A 20,260-nucleotide genomic window follows, 5' to 3' on the forward strand; every position below is an offset into this window, starting at 1 on the left:
TACTAGTTCACGGCTTGACGAAGGAGTGTTGACTCATGCGAGACAAACCAGCGCCGGGCACCTTGCCCACAGCCGCTGCATTCATCAATGCCCAGAGTGCGATCACCGGTCTGCGCGGCCGGGACCTGCTCTCGACCTTGCGCAACGTCGCCGCCCACGGCTTGCGCCATCCGGTGCACAGCGCCCGGCACGCACTGGCGCTGGGTGGGCAACTGGGCCGTGTGTTGCTGGGTGAGACCCTGCACCAGCCCAACGCCGCCGACACTCGTTTTGCCGACCCCAGCTGGACCCTCAATCCGTTCTACCGACGCAGCCTGCAGGCTTACCTGAGCTGGCAGAAACAGGTCAAACGCTGGATCGACGAAAGCGACATGCCCGATGACGATCGCGCCCGCGCGCATTTTGCCTTCACCTTGCTCAACGATGCCGTATCGCCCTCCAACACCCTGCTCAACCCGCTGGCGATCAAGGAACTGTTCAACTCCGGCGGCCACAGCCTGGTCCGCGGCCTGAGCCATCTGCTCGATGACCTGATGCACAACAACGGGCTGCCCAGCCAGATCACCAAGCACGCCTTCGAGGTCGGCAAGACCGTTGCCACCACTCCCGGCGCGGTGGTGTTTCGCAACGAACTGCTGGAGCTGATGCAATACAAGCCCATGAGCGAAAAGCAGTACGCCAAGCCGTTGCTGGTGGTGCCGCCGCAGATCAACAAGTACTACATCTTTGACTTGAGCCCCAGCAACAGCTTCGTCCAGTTCGCCCTGAAAAACGGCCTGCAGGTGTTCATGATCAGTTGGCGCAACCCGGACGTGCGCCACCGTGAATGGGGCCTGTCCAGCTACGTCGAAGCCGTGGAAGAAGCCATGAACGTGTGCCGGGCGATCACCGGCAGCCGCGAGGTCAACCTGATGGGGGCCTGTGCCGGCGGCCTGACCATCGCCGCGCTGCAGGGCCACCTGCAAGCCAAACGGCAACTGCGGCGTATCTCCAGCGCCACTTACCTGGTCAGCCTGCTCGACAGCCAGCTGGACAGCCCCGCCACCCTGTTTGCCGACGAGCAGACCCTGGAAGCGGCCAAGCGACGCTCCTACCAGCAGGGTGTGCTCGAGGGCCGCGACATGGCCAAGGTGTTTGCCTGGATGCGCCCCAACGACCTGATCTGGAACTACTGGGTCAACAACTACCTGCTGGGCAAGGAGCCGCCGGCGTTCGACATCCTCTACTGGAACAACGACAACACGCGCCTGCCGGCCGCCTTTCACGGCGACCTGCTGGACTTCTTCAAGCACAACCCGCTGACCCACCCGGGTGGCCTGGAAGTGTGCGGCACGCCGATCGACCTGCAGAAGGTCAACGTCGACAGCTTCAGCGTGGCCGGGATCAACGACCACATCACCCCCTGGGACGCGGTGTACCGCTCGACGCTGCTGCTGGGCGGCAACCGCCGCTTCGTGCTGTCCAACAGCGGTCACGTGCAGAGCATCCTCAACCCGCCGGGCAACCCCAAGGCCCACTTCGTCGAAAGTGAAAAACTGACCAGCGACCCACGGGCCTGGTACTACGACGCCAGCCAGGTCGACGGCAGCTGGTGGACCCAATGGCTGACCTGGATCCAGGAACGCTCCGGCGCACAACGGGAAACCCTGATGGCCCTGGGCAATCAGCACTACCCCCCCATGGAGGCGGCACCCGGTACCTACGTGCGGGTGCGCTGATTTTTCTCGGCGCCACGGCCGGGATACAGGCCGTGGCACTCAAGGCTCGACAACTAAGAAGACTGGATGAAAACCCGCGACCGGATTCTCGAATGTGCCCTGTTGTTGTTCAACCAGAAGGGCGAACCCAATGTCTCGACCATGGAAGTTGCCAACGAAATGGGGATCAGCCCCGGCAACCTCTACTACCACTTCCACGGCAAGGAGCCGTTGATCCTGGGATTGTTCGAACGCTTCCAGTGTGAACTGACCCCGTTGCTCGACCCGCCGTCGGACGCCCGGCTGGCACCGGAAGACTACTGGCTGTTCCTGCACCTGATCATCGAGCGCCTGGCGCACTACCGCTTCCTGTTCCAGGACTTGTCGAACCTGGCCGGACGCCTGCCGAAACTGGCCAAGGGCATCCGCAACCTGCTCAACGCCCTCAAGCGCACCCTGGCCTCGCTGTTGGCCCGGCTCAAGGCCGAAGGCCAACTGGTCAGCGACACCCAGGCCCTGGGGCAACTGGTCGAACAGATCACCATGACCCTGCTGTTCTCCCTGGACTACCAGCGGATTCTCGACCGCGAGGGCGAAGTGCGCGTGGTGGTCTACCAGATCATGATGCTGGTCGCCCCTCACCTGATGCCACCGGCCAAACTCGCCACCGAACGCCTGGCGCTGCAATACCTCGAAGGCCAGGCGTAAGGGTTGACTGGCGATGTGCGCAAACAAAAACGCCCGACCTTCGCAGGCCGGGCGTTTTTGATTGTCCCGGGAAGATCAGGACTGACTGGTTGGCGCCGAAGGTGCTGGCGTGGCAGTCGGGGTAGCAGCAGGTGCTGGCGCGGCGGCGGAGTTCGCCGGGCTGACCGCAGCAGCCGGAGTGGCTGGCTTGGCAGCGGCCGCTGGTGCTTTCGGCGCGGCAGCTTTGGGGGCTGCTGGCTTCTTGGCTACCGGCTTTTTCGCGGCGGCGGGCTTGGCGGCAGGTTTCGCTGCTGCAGTTTTTGCCGCAGGTTTGGCGGCGGGCTTGGCTGCGGCTTTGGCGGCAACCGGTTTGGCCGCGGGCTTGGCTGCGGCTGGCTTGGCGGCTGCGGTTTTGGCAGCAGGCTTGGCGGCTGGCTTGGCAGCAGGTTTAGCTGCAGCCTTGGCCAGTGGCTTGGCAGCAGGCTTGGCGGCTGCCGGTTTGGCTGCGGCGGTTTTGGCCGCTACAGGGGCAACCTTGGCGCCGGTGAGTTTTTCGATTTGCTTGGTCAGGGTATCGACCTTGCTGTGCAGGGCTTTGACTTCGTTGCGGCTCGGCACACCGAGACGGGAAATTGCACTGTTCAAGCGCTTGTCGAAAGCACCTTCCAGTTCGTCCCATTTGCCCAGCGCGCGATCCTTGACCCCACTGATGCGCGACTTGGCCGAAGAAGCGGTGTCCTTGGCGGCGTCGACTTTTTTACCGACAGCGCTCTTGGTGAGCTTCTCGGCTTTCTCGCCATCCTTGACCAGTGCATCGAAGAGTTTGCTACCGTCAGTGTCGATCTTCGAGTACACGCCTAAACCAGCAAGCCAGATTTTGCGGGAGTAGTCTTCGACCTTCCCAATCCACGAGCTGCCTTCTTTTTCAGTATTCTTTTTACCAGCCATCCCGTTCTCCTTAATGTTTACGCGCGACACGTTCGAGCAATGCCGTTAGCTCATCGAGCTTAGCAGAGAGTGTCTCAACGTCATGTTTAGACGCAATGCCGACACGATTCAAGGCACTGGCGACACGCGTATCAAAAGCCTTCTCGACTTTATCAAGCTGCACTTCAACACGGTCCTTGAGACTGACTACATCGCCTTTGACGTTATCAATCTGAGTGTTAGCGGCTTCAAGTTGTTCCGTCACAACTTTTTTGCCTTTCTTTTCAACAGATTGACCAGCCTTGATCAACTCTTGAACGTATTCGCTGCCTTCCTGACCGACCTTGGCGTAGGCCCCCAGGCCTGCCAGCCAGATCTTGCGGGCATAAGATTTCACTTCATTCACCGGAGTCGGTTGAACGTCAGTTTTTTTCTTCAAAGTAACTTTGGCCATGGTGCACCTCACGCGCAGAAGGTTTGAGGAACTGCCCGCAAAAGTGTCGGGCTCAGGCACAAGGTAGGGAGAATAATTAGAAACGGCACCCTAAGAACCGACACAAACCGATGGCGGCGTGTCAGGCCGCATCGATGCTGGATACTTCACAATCAGACCAGAGCTTTATCCAAGGCTTTTTCGATTTCCGCCTTGATGGTCCCGCTCATCGCTGACATCAGCAGACCGAGCTCGACATCGACCCGGATCGAATCCTCGCCCACATGCACTGCGCCCTTGACCCCCGAGCGCTTGAGATTGAGGGTGTCGCCCGCCCACTTGGGCTCCAGGCCATATTGTGCCGCCAGCTTCTCGGCCAGTTTGTCGGCTTTCTCGCGCGCCGCTTCCTTGCCCAGGCCATGGGCACGTTCAACACTAATACGGGCCATTGATTGACTCCTGATTGATCGGGACTTGCTCAAGACATCTTGACCCCGACTGCGTCAAAAGGTCCCGGCGGTTGCCTATCTTACATTCAGCCTTGCCAAGACAAAGCAGGCCCTGGGGATTAGAATGTCGCGCATTCTCTTTTGGTGACGGCGATATGACTGATCAGCGCAAAGGCAGCGATGCCGAACCCACCACACACTTCGGCTTCAAAAACGTTCCGGAAAGCCAGAAAGCGGAAAAAGTCGCTGAGGTGTTCCACTCGGTAGCGGCCAAGTACGACTTGATGAACGACGTGCTGTCCGGCGGCATGCACCGCCTGTGGAAGCGTTTCACCATCGAACTGTCGGGTGTACGCGTTGGCAATCGGGTCCTGGATATCGCCGGCGGTACCGGTGACCTGGCGGCCAAGTTCTCCCATCTGGTCGGCCCGACCGGCCAGGTCGTGCTGGCCGACATCAACGAATCCATGCTCAAGGTCGGTCGTGACCGCCTGCTGGACAAAGGTGTGGCCGGCAACATCGAGTTCGTCCAGGCCGACGCGGAAAAGCTGCCATTCCCGGACAACCATTTCGATTGCGTGACCATCGCCTTCGGCCTGCGCAACGTCACCCACAAGGAAGACGCCCTGCGCTCGATGCTGCGTGTGCTCAAGCCTGGCGGCCGCCTGTTGGTGCTGGAGTTCTCCAAACCGACCAACGCCCTGATGTCCAAGGTCTACGACGCCTACTCGTTCGCCTTCATGCCGATGGTCGGAAAACTGATCCTCAATGACCCGGAAAGCTATCGCTACCTGGCCGAGTCGATCCGCATGCACCCGAACCAGGAAACCCTGAAGTCGATGATGGTCGAGGCCGGTTTCGACCGCGTGACCTACCACAACATGACCTCAGGCATCGTCGCCCTGCACCGCGGCATCAAGCCCTGATGTTGCTCGCCGGCCTGCTCGCCAGCGTCGAACTCGGTCTGAACCGGGTCCTGCGGCTCGACAGCACGGCGCTGCCGCGCCTGGGCCATTTGAACGGCAAGGTCATTGCCGTCGAGTGCCGCAGCCCGGCGTTGCAGCTGTTCATCCTGCCCAGCGATGAGGGCCTGATGCTGGCGTCCCATTGGGCAAGCGAAGCCGACTGCACCTTGCGCGCACCGGCGGCCAGCCTGCTCAAGCTGGCCATCAGCAAGGACAAGACCGCGGTGTTGCACAGCCCGCAAGTCGAACTGGACGGCGACAGCGGCGTGCTGCTGGAGCTGGCTGGCGTGCTGCAGGACCTGGAACTGGACTGGGAGTACGAACTCTCACGCTGGCTGGGCCCGGTGGCCACGCAACTGCTCGGCGGCCATCTGCGCAGCCGCGCACGCTGGTATCAACAAGGTTTCACCAGCCTGAACCAGAACCTGGCCGAGTACCTCGCCGAAGAGTCGCGCACCCTGGTCGGGCAACGCGAAGCCGAAGCGCGGTTCAGTGAGCTGGACCAGATCAAACTCGATCTGGAACGTCTTGAGGCGCGCTTGGAGCGTCTTTCCCGATCCCTCGACTCAAGCGATAACGCATGAAGCTGCTCGCCGTCCGCCGTCTGTTGCGCATCCAGCGCGTCGTGATCCGCTACCGCCTCGATGACCTGCTGTTCGCCCTGCCATTGCCCTGGTTCCTCCTGGCCCTGCGTTATGCCCTGCCGTGGCGCTGGTTCCCGCGCAAGACCCTGGAACTGAGCCGGGGTGCGCGCCTGCGCCTGGCCTTGCAGGACCTGGGGCCGATCTTCATCAAGTTCGGGCAGATCCTGTCCACCCGGCGCGACCTGCTGCCCGAAGACATCGCCGATGAGCTGATGCTGCTGCAGGACCGGGTACCGCCCTTCGACTCGCAACTGGCCGTCAAACTGATCGAAGAGCAACTGGGGAAAAAGATCAGCGAGGTGTTCAGCCGCTTCGACATCGAGCCGCTGGCCTCGGCGTCGGTGGCCCAGGTGCACGCCGCACAACTGAAAAGCGGCGAAGAGGTGGTGGTCAAGGTCATTCGCCCAGGCCTCAAGCCGATCATCGCGCAGGACCTGGCCTGGCTGTTCATCCTCGCCCGAACGGCGGAAAAACTCTCCGCCGATGCGCGCCTGCTGCACCCGGTGGACGTGGTCCAGGACTACGAGAAAACTATCTACGACGAGCTCGACCTGCTGCGTGAAGCGGCTAATGCCAGCCAGCTCAAGCGTAATTTCGACGGTTCGCCCCTGCTGTACGTGCCCCAGGTCTACTGGGACTGGTGCCGGCCAAAAGTGCTGGTAATGGAGCGTATCTACGGGATCCAGGTCACCGACCTGGCGACCCTGGCCGACCAGCGCACCGACATGAAAATGCTCGCCGAGCGCGGCGTGGAGATCTTCTTCACCCAGGTGTTCCGTGACAGTTTCTTCCATGCCGACATGCACCCGGGCAACATCTTCGTCAGCACGGTCAACCCGTGGAGCCCGCAGTACATTGCCATCGACTGCGGCATCGTCGGCAGCCTGACGCCCGAAGACCAGGACTACCTGGCGCGCAACCTGTTTGCCTTCTTCAAGCGCGATTACCGGCGTGTCGCCCAATTGCACATCGATTCGGGCTGGGTGCCGGCGGAAACCAAGCTCAACGAATTCGAAGCGGCAATCCGCACGGTATGCGAACCGATCTTTGAAAAACCGTTAAAAGATATTTCCTTCGGCCAGGTGCTGATGCGCCTGTTCCAGACTGCCCGGCGCTTCAATATGGAAGTCCAGCCGCAGTTGGTCCTGCTGCAAAAGACCCTGCTCAACATCGAAGGCCTGGGCCGCCAGCTGTACCCCGACCTGGACCTGTGGAACACCGCCCAGCCGTTCCTCGAACGCTGGATGCGTGAGCGCGTCAGCCCGAAAACCCTGCTGGGCAACCTGCACAACCAGGTCGAGCAACTGCCGCACCTGGCCAACATGACCCGCGACCTGCTCGAACGCATGACCCAGCCCCACGCCGCCAACCCACCCGTGGCCTGGCACCGGCGTTCGGACGACTGGTTCCTGCGCCTGCTCGGCGCCGCGCACCTGGCCGGCGGTGCGATCCTGCTGGCCGGTGGTCCACTGAACGAACTGGGTCACTGGCCGGGTGCAATTATGCTCGCGGTGGGTTTGTATCTGGTCGTTCGCCGATAGCCAGCCGGGTTGTCGGCTGGCACACTGTTTCAAATCGCCCAGGCCCAGCGAAGATGTTGGGCCCGGCTGTCGGAGTCGAAGATGAAAAACTGGCTGGACGAGATCAAATGGGACAGTGACGGCCTGGTGCCGGCGATCGCCCAGGACCACAAGACCGGGCGCGTGCTGATGATGGCCTGGATGAACCGCGAAGCCCTGGAGCTGAGCGCTGCCGAGAACCGCGCCATCTACTGGTCACGCTCGCGTGGCAAGCTATGGCGCAAGGGCGAAGAGTCCGGCCACGTGCAGACCCTGCATGAGCTGCGCCTGGACTGCGACGCCGACGTGATCATCCTGATGGTCGAGCAGATCGGCGACATCGCCTGTCATACCGGGCGCCAGAGCTGCTTCTACCGCGTCTATGAGAACGGTGACTGGAAAATCGTCGACCCGGTACTCAAGGACCCGCACGCCATTTACTCAGCAGGACACAGCCATGAGTGACACCCTGACCCGCCTGGCCCAGGTGCTGGAAGAGCGTAAAGGCGCCGCCGCCGACAGCTCCTATGTCGCCAGCCTTTACCACAAGGGCCTGAACAAGATTCTGGAGAAAGTCGGCGAAGAGTCGGTCGAGACCATCATTGCCGCCAAAGACGCCGCCGTCAGCGGAGATTGCAGCGATGTCATCTACGAAACCGCCGACCTGTGGTTCCATAGCATGGTCATGCTGGCCCAGTTAGGGCAGCATCCGCAGGCGGTACTCGACGAACTGGACCGCCGCTTCGGCCTGTCCGGGCACGACGAGAAAGCCTCGCGTCCATCCAACTGAATAACGATTAGAGAGGAGCAGCAAGATGGGCATTTTTGACTGGAAACACTGGGTCGTCATTCTGGTGGTGGTAGTGCTGGTGTTCGGCACCAAAAAACTGAAAAACCTCGGCACCGACGTCGGCGAATCGATCAAGGGCTTTCGCAAGGCCATGAACGACGACGAAAAGCCGGCCGAGCCGGTAGTGCCACCGACCGCACAGCCAGCGTCCCCCGTGCAGCCACAGGCTTCGACCCTGAACCAGCCGCACACCATTGACGTGCAGGCCCAGAAAGTCGAAGAGCCGACCCGCAAAGACTCGTGAGCACAGACTAATGTTTGGTATCAGCTTCTCTGAACTGCTGCTTGTCGGCCTCGTTGCCCTGCTGGTGCTGGGCCCCGAGCGTCTGCCGGGCGCTGCGCGCACCGCCGGCCTGTGGGTCGGGCGCCTGAAGCGCAGCTTCAACGCGATCAAACAGGAAGTTGAGCGTGAAATCGGTGCCGACGAAATCCGTCGGCAACTGCACAACGAGCACATTCTGTCGCTGGAGCAAGAGGCGCGCAAAATCCTCAATCCGCTCCAGCAGCAGCCGACGCCAGCTGAAACGCCGATCACACCGGCCACGCCTGCCCCTGCGGTGAGCACCGCGACAGTCGAGCCAACGCCTGCGACCGTCAGCGCACCTGTCACCGAGCCGGCGGCCACCGCTGCGCCTGCTCCCCACGACCCAACACCGGCGCCGCGAGCCCCATGAGCGATATTCCAGAGAACGACCAACACATGCCGCTGGTCTCGCACCTCACTGAGTTGCGCACCCGCCTGCTGCGCTGTGTCGCGGCGATCTTCCTGATCTTCGCCGGGCTGTTTGCCTTCACCCAGCAGATCTACACCTTCGTCTCGACACCGCTGCGGGCCTACCTGCCGGCCGGTGCGACGATGATCGCCACCGACGTTTCGTCGCCCTTCCTGACGCCGTTGAAGCTGACCATGATGGTCTCGCTGTTCCTGGCGATCCCGGTGATCCTGCACCAGATCTGGGGCTTCATCGCGCCGGGCCTGTACAAGCATGAGAAGCGCATCGCCGTGCCGTTGCTGGTGTCGAGCATCGTGCTGTTCTACGCCGGCATGGCGTTCGCCTACTTCCTGGTGTTCCCGCTGATCTTCAAGTTCTTCGCCGCCGCCACCCCGGCCGGCGTTGAAATGATGACCGACATCACCAGTTACCTGGATTTCGTCATGACGCTGTTCTTCGCCTTTGGCGTGGCGTTCGAGATCCCGGTGGCCGTGGTCCTGTTGGTGTGGATCGGCGTGGTCGACGTCAAGTACCTGCGCAAGATCCGCCCGTACGTGATCATCGGCTGCTTCGTGGTGGGCATGATCCTCACCCCGCCCGACATCTTCTCCCAGACCCTGCTGGCCGTGCCGATGTGGATGCTGTTCGAGATCGGCATCCTGTTCGGCAGCCTGATCAGCAAACGTGGCGAACACCCGGACGACCAGCCGGCGGACGATCACAACGACCAGCCGCCAGCGACCCAACCGTGAACCTGCTGCTCCTCGAAGAGGCCGATTTCATTGCGCCCGACCGGGTCGTGCTGCGCGATCGACGCCTGACCCACATGCAGGAAGTGCATCGGGTCGCGGTCGGCGACAGCCTGCGGGTCGGACGCATCGGCGGGCTGATGGGCGCGGCCCACGTGCTGCGCCTGGAGCCCGGCGAAGCCGAGCTGCGGGTCAGCCTCGACCAGCCACCGCCGGCCAAGCTGCCCCTGACCCTGATCCTCGCGCTCCCCCGACCGAAGATGCTGCGCCGGGTGTTCCAGACCGTGGCCACCATGGGCGTGCCCAAGGTGATCCTGGTCAACAGCTACCGGGTCGAGAAGAGCTTCTGGCAGACCCCCTTCCTTGAACCCGAGGCGATTCGCGAACAACTGATCCTCGGCCTGGAGCAGGCCCGCGACAGCGTGCTGCCGGAAATCGTCATCGAAAAACGCTTCAAGCCCTTCGTCGAGGACCGCCTGCCGGCCATCGTCGAGGGCACCCTCGGGCTGGTCGGCCACCCCGGCAACCACCCGCCCTGCCCCCGTGGGCTGGCCGAGCCGGTAACCCTGGCCATCGGTCCGGAAGGTGGCTGGATCCCCTACGAAATCGACCTGCTGGGCAAGGCCGGGCTGCAACCGGTACAGCTCGGCGAGCGTATCCTGCGGGTAGAAACCGCGGTCACCGCACTGCTCGCGCGCCTATTCTGATCCCCAGGATCGTAGGCGCACCTACAGATTCTCTTTAGTCGGCCGATAGACTCTCCATAACTCGAATCAATGGGGAGTCTGCAGCATGTACCGATGGTTAGCCGAGAACCTTGGCAATGTGAGCGTCAATCGCAAGCTGGGCATCGGCTTCGGCCTGGTCTTGCTCATGACCCTGCTGATCACCGTCAACGGCTGGTCGGGCATGAGCAGCATCATCAGCCGGGGCGACAAGCTCGGCTTCATCTCCAGCCTCAACGCACTGACCAAAGACCTGCGCATTGCCCGCCTGGACTATGAAATGCACCACGGCGAGCAAGGGCCGGCGGCCGTGAACGAGGTGTTGAACAACCTCGACCAGGGCCTCAAGAGCGCCCTGACGATGATCGAGCAGCCCGCCGACACCGCCATACTCAATGAGCAACTGGAAGCCGTCAGCGAGTACCGGCACGCCTTTGCCGACATGACCCAGGCCAGCGCCAATCGTGAGGCCGCCAGGGCCAAGCTCGGGGCGACTGCCGACGCTGCCGTGGCCCGCGTCAACGACGTGGAAAAAGCCCTGCTGCAAGGCGATAACGTGGCGCAGTTCAACAGCGTCATCGACCTCAGCAAACTGCTCCAGCAGGCGCGCTTCCAGGTCCGCGGCTACACCTACAGCGGCAAGGCCGAGGCCGAGCAACCCGCCCTGGCCGCCATCGACGCCGCCCTCAACTACCTCAAGGCCCTGCCCGCGCAACTGCCCGAGCAGCACGTCGGCAACCTGCAACAAGCCAGCGACTCGCTGATCGGCTACCGCGCGGCCGTCAGCCAGTATCGCGACTCCCAGGTGGCCAGCGCCAACGCACTCAAGGACATGGCCCACCAAGGCGACGTCCTGCTGGAACTGAGCAAAAAACTCACGCTGTCGCAGACAGTCGTCCGTGATACCGACGCCGCCCACGCCAAGAACACCCTGTTGCTGACCACGCTGCTGGCCCTGGTGTTCGGCCTGCTCGCTGCCTGGGCCATCACCCGGCAGATCATCATCCCGCTGAACCAGGCCCTCAAGGCCGCCGAGCGGGTGGCCGTCGGCGACCTGACCCACAACCTGATCTCCCAGCGCCGCGACGAACTGGGCCAACTGCAGCGCGCGATCCAGAGCATGATCGTCAGCCTGCGCGAGCTGATCGGCGGGATCAGCGATGGCGTCACGCAAATCGCCAGCGCCGCCGAAGAGCTGTCGGCGGTGACCGAGCAGACCAGCGCGGGGGTCAACAGCCAGAAGGTCGAGACCGACCAGGTCGCCACCGCCATGAACGAAATGGCCGCCACCGTGCAGGAAGTCGCGCGCAACGCCGAAGAGGCCTCCGAAGCCGCCGTCGCCGCCGACCAGCAGGCCCGCGAAGGCGACAAGGTGGTCGGCGAAGCCATCGCCCAGATCGAGCGCCTGGCCACCGAGGTCGGCCACTCCACCGAAGCCATGGGTCATTTGAAGCGCGAGAGCGACAAGATCGGCAGCGTCCTGGACGTGATCAAGTCCGTGGCCCAGCAAACCAACCTGCTGGCCCTCAACGCCGCCATCGAGGCCGCGCGGGCCGGTGAAGCCGGCCGGGGTTTTGCCGTGGTCGCCGATGAAGTGCGCAGCCTGGCGCAACGCACGCAGAAGTCCACCGAGGAGATCGAAGAGCTGATCGTTGGCCTGCAGAGCGGCACCCAACAGGTCGCCACCATCCTGGACAACAGCCGCAGCCTGACCGACAGCAGCGTCGAACTCACCCGCCGTGCAGGTGGCTCGCTGGACAACATCACCCGCACCGTTTCAGCGATTCAGGCCATGAACCAGCAGATCGCCGCGGCCGCCGAACAGCAGAGCGCGGTGGCCGAAGAGATCAACCGCAGCGTGCTCAATGTGCGTGATGTGTCCGAGCAGACCTCTGCCGCCAGCGAGGAGACCGCCGCCTCCAGCGTTGAGCTGGCGCGGTTGGGGACTCACCTGCAGATGCTGGTGGGTAAATTCAGGGTCTGATCGGTGGCACACGCGAGGCTGGCAACAGCCTCCCGATTCAGGCGTCGCATGCGCCTGTCTGACGGATGTGCTGCGCCAGGGCCGCGAGGTCATGGTTGACCTCGCCCTTGAAGTCATGGGACGAGATATAGCCTTCGTAACGCTCGAAGAATGTGTCGACGTTGGAGCTGATGGGTTTGAAGGCGCTGGAATCGCCTGTGCCATGCATGGGGAACAGCTTGGCGTGCAAGTGGTCGATGCCATAGCCTTCGAGCATCAGGCCCGTGCGCCCCACATCCGGCAGCGCCCGGTCGATCAGCAGCGCGACTTTTTTCGCGGCGATCATCAACCCCGACAACACTTCGTCAGGCTGTGCGAACGCATAGCTGCCAACGTGCTGCCTGGGTACAACCACCGAAAAACCCGGGGTATTGGGACGACTGGAGAGGAAGGCCACGTGGGCATCGTCCTCCCAGATCAGGTGCATGGGCGCCTGGCCGGCGAGCATTTTGCAAAAGATACAGTCCATGTTGTAGACCCCTTCCGTGGAATCCTTGATAAACGTTTCGACCGGCCAGTGATTTAGTACCGCCCTTAAAGTACCTGGCGCAAAAATGCCTGGGCCCGTGGATCCTTCGGTGCATCGAAGAACTCGGCTGGCGAGGCATCTTCCAGCAGCTTGCCGTGATCGAAGAACAGCACCCGGTCCGCCACTTCCCGGGCAAAGCCCATTTCGTGGGTGACGCAGACCATGGTCATACCTTCCACCGCCAGGGTCTTCATCACGTCCAGCACTTCGCCGACCATTTCCGGGTCCAGGGCCGAGGTCGGTTCATCGAACAGCATGACCTTGGGCTCCATCGCCAGCGCCCGGGCAATCGCCACCCGTTGTTGCTGACCGCCAGACAGGCGCGACGGGAACTCGTGGGCCTTCTGGGCAATACCGACCTTCTCCAGCAGCGCCATGGCCTTGGCCTCGCGCTCCTTCTTGGCACGCTTGCGCACCACCTTCTGCGCCAGGCACAGGTTCTCCAGCACGGTCATGTGCGGGAACAGGTTGAAGTGCTGGAACACCATGCCGACTTCACGCCGGTAGGCATTCACGTCGGTTTTCGGATCGGCCAGCTGCAGGCCGTCGATGCTCACCGAGCCGGAATCGAACTCTTCCAGGCCGTTGAGGCAGCGCAGGAAGGTCGACTTGCCGGAGCCAGACGGGCCGATGACCACCAGCACCTCGCCCTTGGCCACCTGGGTGGTGACGTTGTCCACCGCGCGCACCACCTGGCCACGGGTGTCGAAGACTTTTATCAGATCGCGGACTTCAATCACTTTGCGCGAGCCTCCGCTCAAGCCGGCTGGCCATTTTCGACAGCGGCAGGTTGATCAACAGGTACAGCCCGGCCACGCAGAACAGGATTTCGAACGGCGAGAACGAGGTGGTGATGACTTCACGGCCACTCTTGAGCAGCTCGGTGATGGCGATGACCGACACCAGCGAGGTGTCCTTGACCAGGCTGATGAACTGCCCGGCCAATGGCGGCAGCACACGTTTGAAGGCTTGCGGCAGGACCACATGGCGCATCGACTGGCTGGCATTCAGACCCAGGGAGCGCGCGGCTTCGTTTTGCCCACGGGCAATCGACTGCACCCCGGAACGAATGATTTCGGCCACGTAGGCGCCGGTGAACAGCGACAGCGCGGCGATCCCGGCGAACTCGCGAGAGAGGTTCAGGACCGTGCCGATGAAGAAGTAGAAAATGAAGATCTGCACCAGCAGCGGCGTTCCGCGCACCAGCTCGATGTAGACGATCGACAGGTCGCGCAGGGTCGGGTTGTTCGACAGCCGGCACAGGCCGGTTGCCAGGCCGATCAACAGCCCGAGCACACCCGAGACCAGCGACAGCCACAAGGTTGTCCACAGGCCCCACAACAGCGGTCCTGCGGCCCAATGCCGGGTGACACCAACCACATCGCCTTCGGCCACTTCGTCGCCACGGGCCACTTGCAGGCTGTTGTCGTCGACCGTCAGCACTTGCTCGGTGCCGGCGTCGTTGCGCAGGGTCACTTTAGCCTTGTCGCCCTGGCGCACCAGTTCGCTGACGGTGGAGAGATCAGCGGCGCGCTGGGCGTCTTCGGCCTGGTAGGCGAAGTACTGCGGTACGCGGTTCCAGCGCCATTCGTAGGACATCAGCGAGGTGGCGTAGTACAACGCGCCGGCCATGCCGACCAGCACCAGCACGGTCAGGACGTGCCAGGGCCATTGGGCTTTTTTATGTTTCATTGCACATTCCGGGATTTGTGTTGCCTTGGAGGCCCTCATCGCCAGCAGGCTGGCTCCCACAGGGGAATGCATTTCATTGTGGGAGCCAGCCTGTTGGCGATTGGGAACGACGCGGTCTATCTAACCGTCCTTACTCCATGTCCTTCTGCCAAGCGGTGTCTTTGAACCACTTGTCATGAATGCGATCGTAGGTGCCGTCTTCGCGGATCTGGTGCAGGAAGTTGTTGATGAAGTTCAGGCTGTCGTAGTCGCCTTTCTTCAGGCCGAAAGCCAGTGGCTCGAAGGTGAATGGCTTGTCGAGGAACACCAGCTTGCCGTTGCCGACCTTGTTCACCGCCACCACGTTGTACGGCGCGTCGTAGACAAAGGCGTCAGCCTTGCCGTTGACCACGTCGAGCACACCTTCCTGTTCGTTGTCGTAGCCGTGGTACTTGGCTTTGGACATCAGCTTCTTGGCGACCATTTCGCCCGTGGTGCCCAGCTTGGAGGTGATGCGGTATTCGGCGCTGTTCAGGTCTTTATAGGACTTGATGGTGCCTTCCAGCTCCTTGCGGATCAGCAGCGTCTGGCCGACCACGATGAAGGGTTCGCTGAAGTTCAGGCGCAGGTTGCGTTCCTGGGTCAGGGTCATGCCGCTGCCGATCATGTCGAACTTGTCGGTCAGCAAGGCCGGGATGATGCCGTCGTAACCGGTGGACACCAGTTCCAGCTTGACGCCCATGGCCTTGGTCATGGCTTTGAGCAGATCGACTTCGAAGCCGATGATTTCGCCGCGCTTGTTGGTCATTTCAAAGGGCATGTAGGTCGGGTCCATGCCGACTTTCAACGTGCCACGCTTGACCGCGTCGTCGATGGCGCCGGCCTGCGCCGCGTTGACTGCTACCAGTGCCGAGACGCCGAGCATCAGCATCGAGAGATACTTCTTCATCATCAAAGTCCCCAATCTTTTTGTAGTAAGGCGTGCAATCGAACGCTTTCTTGTGGAAAACAGCCGATACGGACACAAAGGGTGTCCGGGCACACCAAAGAAGGGAGCGATGCTAACGCACTCGGCCGTTTGCACAAGTGCTTACGAAGTTTCAGGCAAAAAAAAGCCCCGCGGATTGGCGGGGCTTTTTCATCAGGCCGGTTGGGCCTGCAAGCTCAAGGGCTTGAGCGGCAACAGCGGCGCATGGGGGTCGGCTTTCACCGAAGCCCGCCAGGCGTCCAGCCATTGCGCATGGCCTTCGCTCCAGACCTGCTCATGCAGGCGAGCCAGGGCGACCGGGTCGCTGAGCAACTGCAGCCGCTCATGGTTGTTCAAGCCGGCCGGGCCGACTTTCAACGCATGGCGCACCCGCTCGGCGCGCAACCACTCGATCGGCTCGGCCTGACCGTGACGCGACGTCGCCAGCGCACACGCCAGGGCGTTCTGCTGCGGGTCGACCACGGCACGGATGAAGCCGTCGTTCAGCGCGTGCCAACGGTTCTCGTGGGTGTACTGGTCAGTCGCCAGCAAGGCCTGTGGCGGATTGTATTCCTCAGGAATCAGGAACAGGCTCTCGTCACGGGACTTCAGGCCCAGGCCCACACGGCTGGAGATCACCGATACCGGGATCGACAGCATCAACGAACCGACGATCGGCACCAGCCACCACAGGAAGCTCGGGTTCAGCCAGATCACCAGCAAGGCCCAGAAGAAGCCCAGCAAGGTCTGCGGACCGTGGCGCTTGACTGCCTCGCTCCAGGGCGTGGAGTCATCGTCACGCTGTGGCGAGTTCCAGGTCGCGGCCCAACCGAGGAACGCGGCGAGCACAAAGCGGGTGTGGAAAATCATCCGCACCGGCGCCAGCAGCATGGAGAACAGCATCTCCAGGAGCATCGACAAGGTCACCTTGAACTTGCCGCCGAACTCTTTCGCGCCCTTGGCCCAGATCAGGATGATGCTCAGCAGCTTGGGCAGGAACAGCAGCACGATGGTGGTCGAGAACAGCGCGATGGCCTTGTCCGGGTGCCATTGTGGCCACAGCGGATACAGCTGGCGCGGCTCCAGGAAGTACTGCGGCTCCATCAGCGTGTTGACCGCCAGCAAGGCCGTCGACAGCACCAGGAAGAAGAACCACAACGGCGCCGACAGGTAGGACATCACGCCTGTCAGGAACACCGCACGGTGCACCGGGTGCATGCCCTTGACCAGGAACAGCCGGAAGTTCATCAGGTTGCCGTGACACCAGCGACGGTCACGCTTGAGTTCGTCCAGCAGGTTGGGCGGCAGTTCTTCATAGCTGCCCGGCAGGTCGTAGGCAATCCAGACGCCCCAGCCGGCACGGCGCATCAGCGCAGCTTCAACGAAGTCGTGGGAAAGGATGGCACCGGCAAACGCGCCTTTACCGGGCAACGGCGCCAGGGCGCAGTGCTCGATGAACGGCTTCATGCGGATGATCGCGTTGTGCCCCCAGTAGTGGGACTCGCCCAACTGCCAGAAGTGCAGGCCGGCGGTGAACAGCGGGCCGTACACCCGGGTGGCGAACTGCTGCATGCGCGCATACAGGGTGTCCATGCCCGACGCCCGTGGCGCGGTCTGGATAATCCCGGCGTCCGGCGTGGCTTCCATCAAGCGCACCAGACTGGTCAGGCACTCACCGCTCATTACGCTGTCGGCGTCGAGGACCACCATGTACTTGTAGTCACCCCCCCAGCGACGGCAGAAGTCGTCGAGGTTGCCGCTCTTGCGTTTGACCCGACGGCGACGGCGGCGATAGAAGATCTTGCCAAAGCCCTTGGCTTCGCGGCAGACGTCCAGCCAGGCCTGCTGCTCGGCAACACAGATATCGGTGTCGTTACTGTCGCTGAGCACGAAGAAGTCGAAACGGTCGAGGTCGCCGGTGGCGGCCACGGACTCGAAAGTGGCGCGCAAACCGGCAAACACCCGCGGCACGTCTTCGTTGCAGATCGGCATCACCAGGGCGGTGCGTGCGTCTTTCGGAATCGGCTCGTTACCGGCACTTTTACCGGAGATGCGGTATTTATCGTGGCCGGTCAGCAACTCGAGGAAGCCCATCAGCGCGGTCCAGAAACCGGCCGAGACCCAGCAGAACAGGATCCCGAACAGAATCAGGATGCTGGTCTGCAAGGCATACGGCAGCACCTGGGTAGCGGTTTGCATCAGGGGTTGATGCAGCACCTCTTCCAGGTCGACGAACGCCCAGCCCTGGTACGGCATGATGCCTTTCATGTACCAGCCAGCAACGATGGTCTGGCCCAGCATCAGCACCAGCAGGATATAGCGACGAATCGAACCGACGGTGCGCCAGCGCGCAGCCGGCAGCACACGTTCGTCCTTGGGCGGTGCCGGCGGATTGGTGCGACCGGTCAGCCGACGCCAGCCGCGCACCAGGATATTGGTGCGCCACGGCTCGGGCACGACCTTGGTCCGACGGATCGGTGGGGTGGCTTTCAGGCACACCCGGCCGCTGGCGTCGAGCACCAGCATCTCGGCCTCTTCCAGCTCTTCGGCGGAGTTGAGGGTCAGGCGGCGGCCGACCGAGGCCTGCGCGGCCTCCGTCGGTGCGTCGAAGGTCGACGAGGACAAGCGTTCATGCAGTTCGCTGAAGGATTTGCAGCCCGCCAGTTCGGCGCGCTGCTCATCGGTCATCGGCAAATGCGCCAGGTACTCGCTGAGCGACTCTGGCTGTACGTGGGAATTACTCATCGGCAGGCAACTGATAGCTCCAGGTCTCGGTCAAGACTTCTTCAGTCGGCGCCGATTCCGGTGTGGCTGGGGCCGCGTCGGCAGCAACGGGCTGCTTGGCGTCTTTGTTGTCCTTGGTCTTGCTCTCGGCAGCGGGCTTCTTGGCGTCAGCCTGTTTGGCGTCCGCTTGCTTGGCTTCTGCCTGCTTGGCTTCCTTGTCCGCTTTCTCTTGCTGCTTGGCGGCCACTTTGTCGGCCTTGGCCACCGAGGAATTGGAGCTTGGCAGCGAAGTCTTGGTCAGGTCCGCCGGCACGATGGGCTGCACCAGGGCGGCACGCATCTCGGTCGACTTGCTCGGGTCCTTGATCTTCATCCGCAGCGTCAGGCGCCAGCCCTTGGTTTCAGGGTTGTAGCGCACGCTGTTCTCGACCAGCTCGGCATTGTCACCCACGCTGACCTGGCTACGAACGTCGGCCTCCGGCGGCAGAGCTGCCAGGGATGGACCTTCGAAGTCGATCAGGTAGGCCACACTGCCGTCTGGTTGACGAATCAGGTTGGACTGCTTGACGTCGCCGGTGGAACGCAGGGTCTGGCTGACCCAGGCGCTGTCCGGGGCGTGCAGGGCTGCTTCGTCGATGGTCCAGTGCAGGCGGTAGGCTACATCCAGCGGCTGGCCAGGTTCCGGCAGTTTTTCCGGGCTCCAGAAAGCCACGATGTTGTCGTTGGTTTCATCGGCGGTAGGAATTTCCACCAGGTCGACCGAACCCTTGCCCCAATCGCCTTTTGGCTCGATCCAGGCGCTTGGGCGCTTGTCGTAGCGGTCGTCGAGGTCTTCATAGTGGCTGAAGTCGCGGCCACGTTGCAGCAGACCAAAACCACGCGGGTTCTCAACCGAGAAGTTGCTCACGGCCAGGTGTTTCGGGTTGTTCAGCGGACGCCAGATCCACTCGCCATTGCCGGCATGGATCGCCAGGCCGCTGGAGTCGTGCAGCTCGCGACGGTAGTTGAGGACCTTCGATGGCTGGTTGGCGCCGAACAGGAACATGCTGGTCAGCGGGGCGATGCCCAGCTTGCTGACCTTGTCACGCAGGAACATCTGCGCCTTGACGTCGACAATGGTGTCGCTGCCAGGACGCAGGGTCAGGCGGTAGGCACCGGTGGCACGTGGCGAATCCAGCAGGGCGAAAATCACCAGGTGCTTGTCGCCTGGCTTCGGCTGCTCGATCCAGAACTCGGTGAAACGCGGGAACTCTTCACCCGACGGCAGCGCGGTATCGATCGCCAGGCCGCGGGCCGACAGGCCATAGGTGTGGCCCTTGCCGACGACGCGGAAATAGCTCGCGCCCAGCATGGTCATGATTTCGTCTTGCTTGTCGGCCTTGTTGATCGGGTAAAGCACGCGGAAACCGGCGTAACCCAGTTGTTCGGTGGCCTTGGGATCAAACTTGACGTCGCCGAAATCGAAACGACTTGGGTCGTACTTGATCTCTTCGACGGTGTTGGCCGTGATTTCGTTGATTTTCACCGGCGTGTCGAAATGCATGCCCTGGTGATAGAACGACAGCTTGAACGGGGTCTTTTTATCGGCCCATTCGGCTTTTTCGGTCAGGAAACGAATTTTCTGGTAGTCCGCGAATTTCATTTCGCGGAATTCGTTCGGCAGATTGCTGCGCGGAGCTTCGTATTTCTGCCCCGCCAGCTCTTTTGCCTTGGCCGACACATCGTTCAGATTGAATGCCCAAAGCTGGCCGGCGCTGAGCAGGCAAAACAGGGCAGAGCCTGTCGCCAGTGCGTTTCGTAACCGTTTGGCAGACAATTTTGGTGCAGTACAGGGACTAACAATCACGAGCAACCCTCGCCGAAAACAGATCAAAAAACCAACGGCCAGCTATCTATATGCCAGGTTGGCGAGCATTGTTCCGACTCCGATGGGGCAAAATGATTCCCC

Annotated in this window: 21 protein-coding genes and 1 pseudogene; 13 read left to right on the top strand and 9 right to left on the bottom strand. The window is 62.1% G+C overall.

What is annotated here, in order from left to right; genetic code table 11:
- The first annotated feature begins 35 nt into the window (after positions 1–35).
- Together phaC and Q1W70_RS08385 are read left to right on the top strand one after the other, a co-directional pair.
- Positions 36–1,718, top strand: coding sequence for a class II poly(R)-hydroxyalkanoic acid synthase (gene phaC / locus Q1W70_RS08380; protein WP_166592178.1), 1,683 nt, complete (start codon positions 36–38; stop codon positions 1,716–1,718).
- A 66-nt stretch (positions 1,719–1,784) separates the two neighbouring features.
- The gene (locus Q1W70_RS08385; RefSeq protein ID WP_166592177.1) at positions 1,785–2,405 is read left to right on the top strand and encodes a TetR/AcrR family transcriptional regulator; all 621 of its coding nucleotides are present in this window, start codon (positions 1,785–1,787) and stop codon (positions 2,403–2,405) included.
- Between the two features lie 75 nt (positions 2,406–2,480).
- Here the strand turns inward: Q1W70_RS08385 and Q1W70_RS08390 are convergent, their stop codons facing one another.
- The 3 genes from Q1W70_RS08390 to Q1W70_RS08400 form a co-directional block, all read right to left on the bottom strand.
- Positions 2,481–3,332 (bottom strand): phasin family protein, encoded by an 852-nt coding sequence (locus Q1W70_RS08390; RefSeq protein ID WP_166592176.1) that lies wholly within the window; start codon positions 3,330–3,332, stop codon positions 2,481–2,483.
- A 10-nt stretch (positions 3,333–3,342) separates the two neighbouring features.
- Complete coding sequence (locus Q1W70_RS08395) at positions 3,343–3,765, bottom strand: phasin family protein (RefSeq protein WP_166592175.1); 423 nt, start codon at positions 3,763–3,765, stop codon at positions 3,343–3,345.
- A 152-nt stretch (positions 3,766–3,917) separates the two neighbouring features.
- Positions 3,918–4,193, bottom strand: a complete 276-nt coding sequence (locus tag Q1W70_RS08400; RefSeq protein ID WP_095167283.1) for a polyhydroxyalkanoic acid system family protein — start codon at positions 4,191–4,193, stop codon at positions 3,918–3,920.
- 155 nt (positions 4,194–4,348) lie between these two features.
- Between Q1W70_RS08400 and ubiE the strand changes: the two genes are divergently transcribed.
- The 11 genes and pseudogenes from ubiE to Q1W70_RS27265 all read left to right on the top strand — a co-directional run bounded on the left by ubiE (position 4,349) and on the right by Q1W70_RS27265 (position 12,382).
- Complete coding sequence (ubiE, locus tag Q1W70_RS08405; protein ID WP_166592174.1) at positions 4,349–5,119, top strand: bifunctional demethylmenaquinone methyltransferase/2-methoxy-6-polyprenyl-1,4-benzoquinol methylase UbiE; 771 nt, start codon at positions 4,349–4,351, stop codon at positions 5,117–5,119.
- Positions 5,119–5,742 carry a ubiquinone biosynthesis accessory factor UbiJ gene (locus Q1W70_RS08410; RefSeq protein WP_166592173.1) on the top strand — a complete coding sequence of 208 codons (624 nt, stop codon included), beginning with the start codon at positions 5,119–5,121 and terminating at the stop codon, positions 5,740–5,742. The genes ubiE and Q1W70_RS08410 overlap by 1 nt, the downstream gene beginning before the upstream one ends.
- Positions 5,739–7,343, top strand: a complete 1,605-nt coding sequence (gene ubiB, locus Q1W70_RS08415) for a ubiquinone biosynthesis regulatory protein kinase UbiB (protein ID WP_166592172.1) — start codon at positions 5,739–5,741, stop codon at positions 7,341–7,343. Before Q1W70_RS08410 ends, ubiB begins: the two co-directional genes overlap by 4 nt.
- 81 nt (positions 7,344–7,424) lie before the next feature.
- Positions 7,425–7,826 carry a phosphoribosyl-AMP cyclohydrolase gene (hisI, locus tag Q1W70_RS08420; protein ID WP_166592171.1) on the top strand — a complete coding sequence of 134 codons (402 nt, stop codon included), beginning with the start codon at positions 7,425–7,427 and terminating at the stop codon, positions 7,824–7,826.
- On the top strand, positions 7,819–8,151 hold the full coding sequence (locus tag Q1W70_RS08425) for a phosphoribosyl-ATP diphosphatase (protein WP_166592170.1): 333 nt from the start codon (positions 7,819–7,821) through the stop codon (positions 8,149–8,151). The genes hisI and Q1W70_RS08425 overlap by 8 nt, the downstream gene beginning before the upstream one ends.
- 25 nt (positions 8,152–8,176) lie before the next feature.
- On the top strand, positions 8,177–8,455 hold the full coding sequence (locus Q1W70_RS08430) for a twin-arginine translocase TatA/TatE family subunit (RefSeq protein WP_166592169.1): 279 nt from the start codon (positions 8,177–8,179) through the stop codon (positions 8,453–8,455).
- Positions 8,456–8,465: 10 nt separating this feature from the next.
- On the top strand, positions 8,466–8,885 hold the full coding sequence (tatB, locus tag Q1W70_RS08435) for a Sec-independent protein translocase protein TatB (protein WP_166592168.1): 420 nt from the start codon (positions 8,466–8,468) through the stop codon (positions 8,883–8,885).
- Entirely contained in the window at positions 8,882–9,676 is a 795-nt protein-coding gene (gene tatC / locus Q1W70_RS08440; protein ID WP_095167298.1) for a twin-arginine translocase subunit TatC, read from the top strand. Before tatB ends, tatC begins: the two co-directional genes overlap by 4 nt.
- Positions 9,673–10,380 (top strand): 16S rRNA (uracil(1498)-N(3))-methyltransferase, encoded by a 708-nt coding sequence (locus tag Q1W70_RS08445; RefSeq protein ID WP_166592167.1) that lies wholly within the window; start codon positions 9,673–9,675, stop codon positions 10,378–10,380. Before tatC ends, Q1W70_RS08445 begins: the two co-directional genes overlap by 4 nt.
- A gap of 202 nt (positions 10,381–10,582) precedes the next feature.
- A pseudogene (locus Q1W70_RS27260) lies at positions 10,583–11,527 on the top strand (methyl-accepting chemotaxis protein); the annotation flags it as partial.
- Between the two features lie 141 nt (positions 11,528–11,668).
- Positions 11,669–12,382: a methyl-accepting chemotaxis protein gene (locus Q1W70_RS27265; RefSeq protein WP_371917580.1), complete on the top strand. Its 714-nt coding sequence runs from the start codon at positions 11,669–11,671 to the stop codon at positions 12,380–12,382.
- A gap of 37 nt (positions 12,383–12,419) precedes the next feature.
- Here the strand turns inward: Q1W70_RS27265 and Q1W70_RS08455 are convergent, their stop codons facing one another.
- The 6 genes from Q1W70_RS08455 to Q1W70_RS08480 all read right to left on the bottom strand — a co-directional run bounded on the left by Q1W70_RS08455 (position 12,420) and on the right by Q1W70_RS08480 (position 20,101).
- Positions 12,420–12,890 (bottom strand): HIT family protein, encoded by a 471-nt coding sequence (locus Q1W70_RS08455; RefSeq protein WP_166592165.1) that lies wholly within the window; start codon positions 12,888–12,890, stop codon positions 12,420–12,422.
- A gap of 65 nt (positions 12,891–12,955) precedes the next feature.
- On the bottom strand, positions 12,956–13,690 hold the full coding sequence (locus Q1W70_RS08460) for an amino acid ABC transporter ATP-binding protein (protein WP_095167305.1): 735 nt from the start codon (positions 13,688–13,690) through the stop codon (positions 12,956–12,958).
- Positions 13,683–14,642 carry an amino acid ABC transporter permease gene (locus Q1W70_RS08465; RefSeq protein WP_166592164.1) on the bottom strand — a complete coding sequence of 320 codons (960 nt, stop codon included), beginning with the start codon at positions 14,640–14,642 and terminating at the stop codon, positions 13,683–13,685. The genes Q1W70_RS08460 and Q1W70_RS08465 overlap by 8 nt, the downstream gene beginning before the upstream one ends.
- Positions 14,643–14,772: 130 nt before the next feature.
- Entirely contained in the window at positions 14,773–15,570 is a 798-nt protein-coding gene (locus tag Q1W70_RS08470; protein WP_166592163.1) for a transporter substrate-binding domain-containing protein, read from the bottom strand.
- A 192-nt stretch (positions 15,571–15,762) separates the two neighbouring features.
- Complete coding sequence (gene mdoH / locus Q1W70_RS08475; protein ID WP_166592162.1) at positions 15,763–18,333, bottom strand: glucans biosynthesis glucosyltransferase MdoH; 2,571 nt, start codon at positions 18,331–18,333, stop codon at positions 15,763–15,765.
- A complete protein-coding gene (locus Q1W70_RS08480; protein WP_218585233.1) occupies positions 18,326–20,101 on the bottom strand; it encodes a glucan biosynthesis protein G in 1,776 nt (591 codons plus the stop codon). The genes mdoH and Q1W70_RS08480 overlap by 8 nt, the downstream gene beginning before the upstream one ends.
- Positions 20,102–20,260: the final 159 nt, after the last annotated feature.

The organism is Pseudomonas kielensis, assembly GCF_030505375.1.
Classification (GTDB): Bacteria; Pseudomonadota; Gammaproteobacteria; order Pseudomonadales; family Pseudomonadaceae; genus Aquipseudomonas; species Aquipseudomonas kielensis.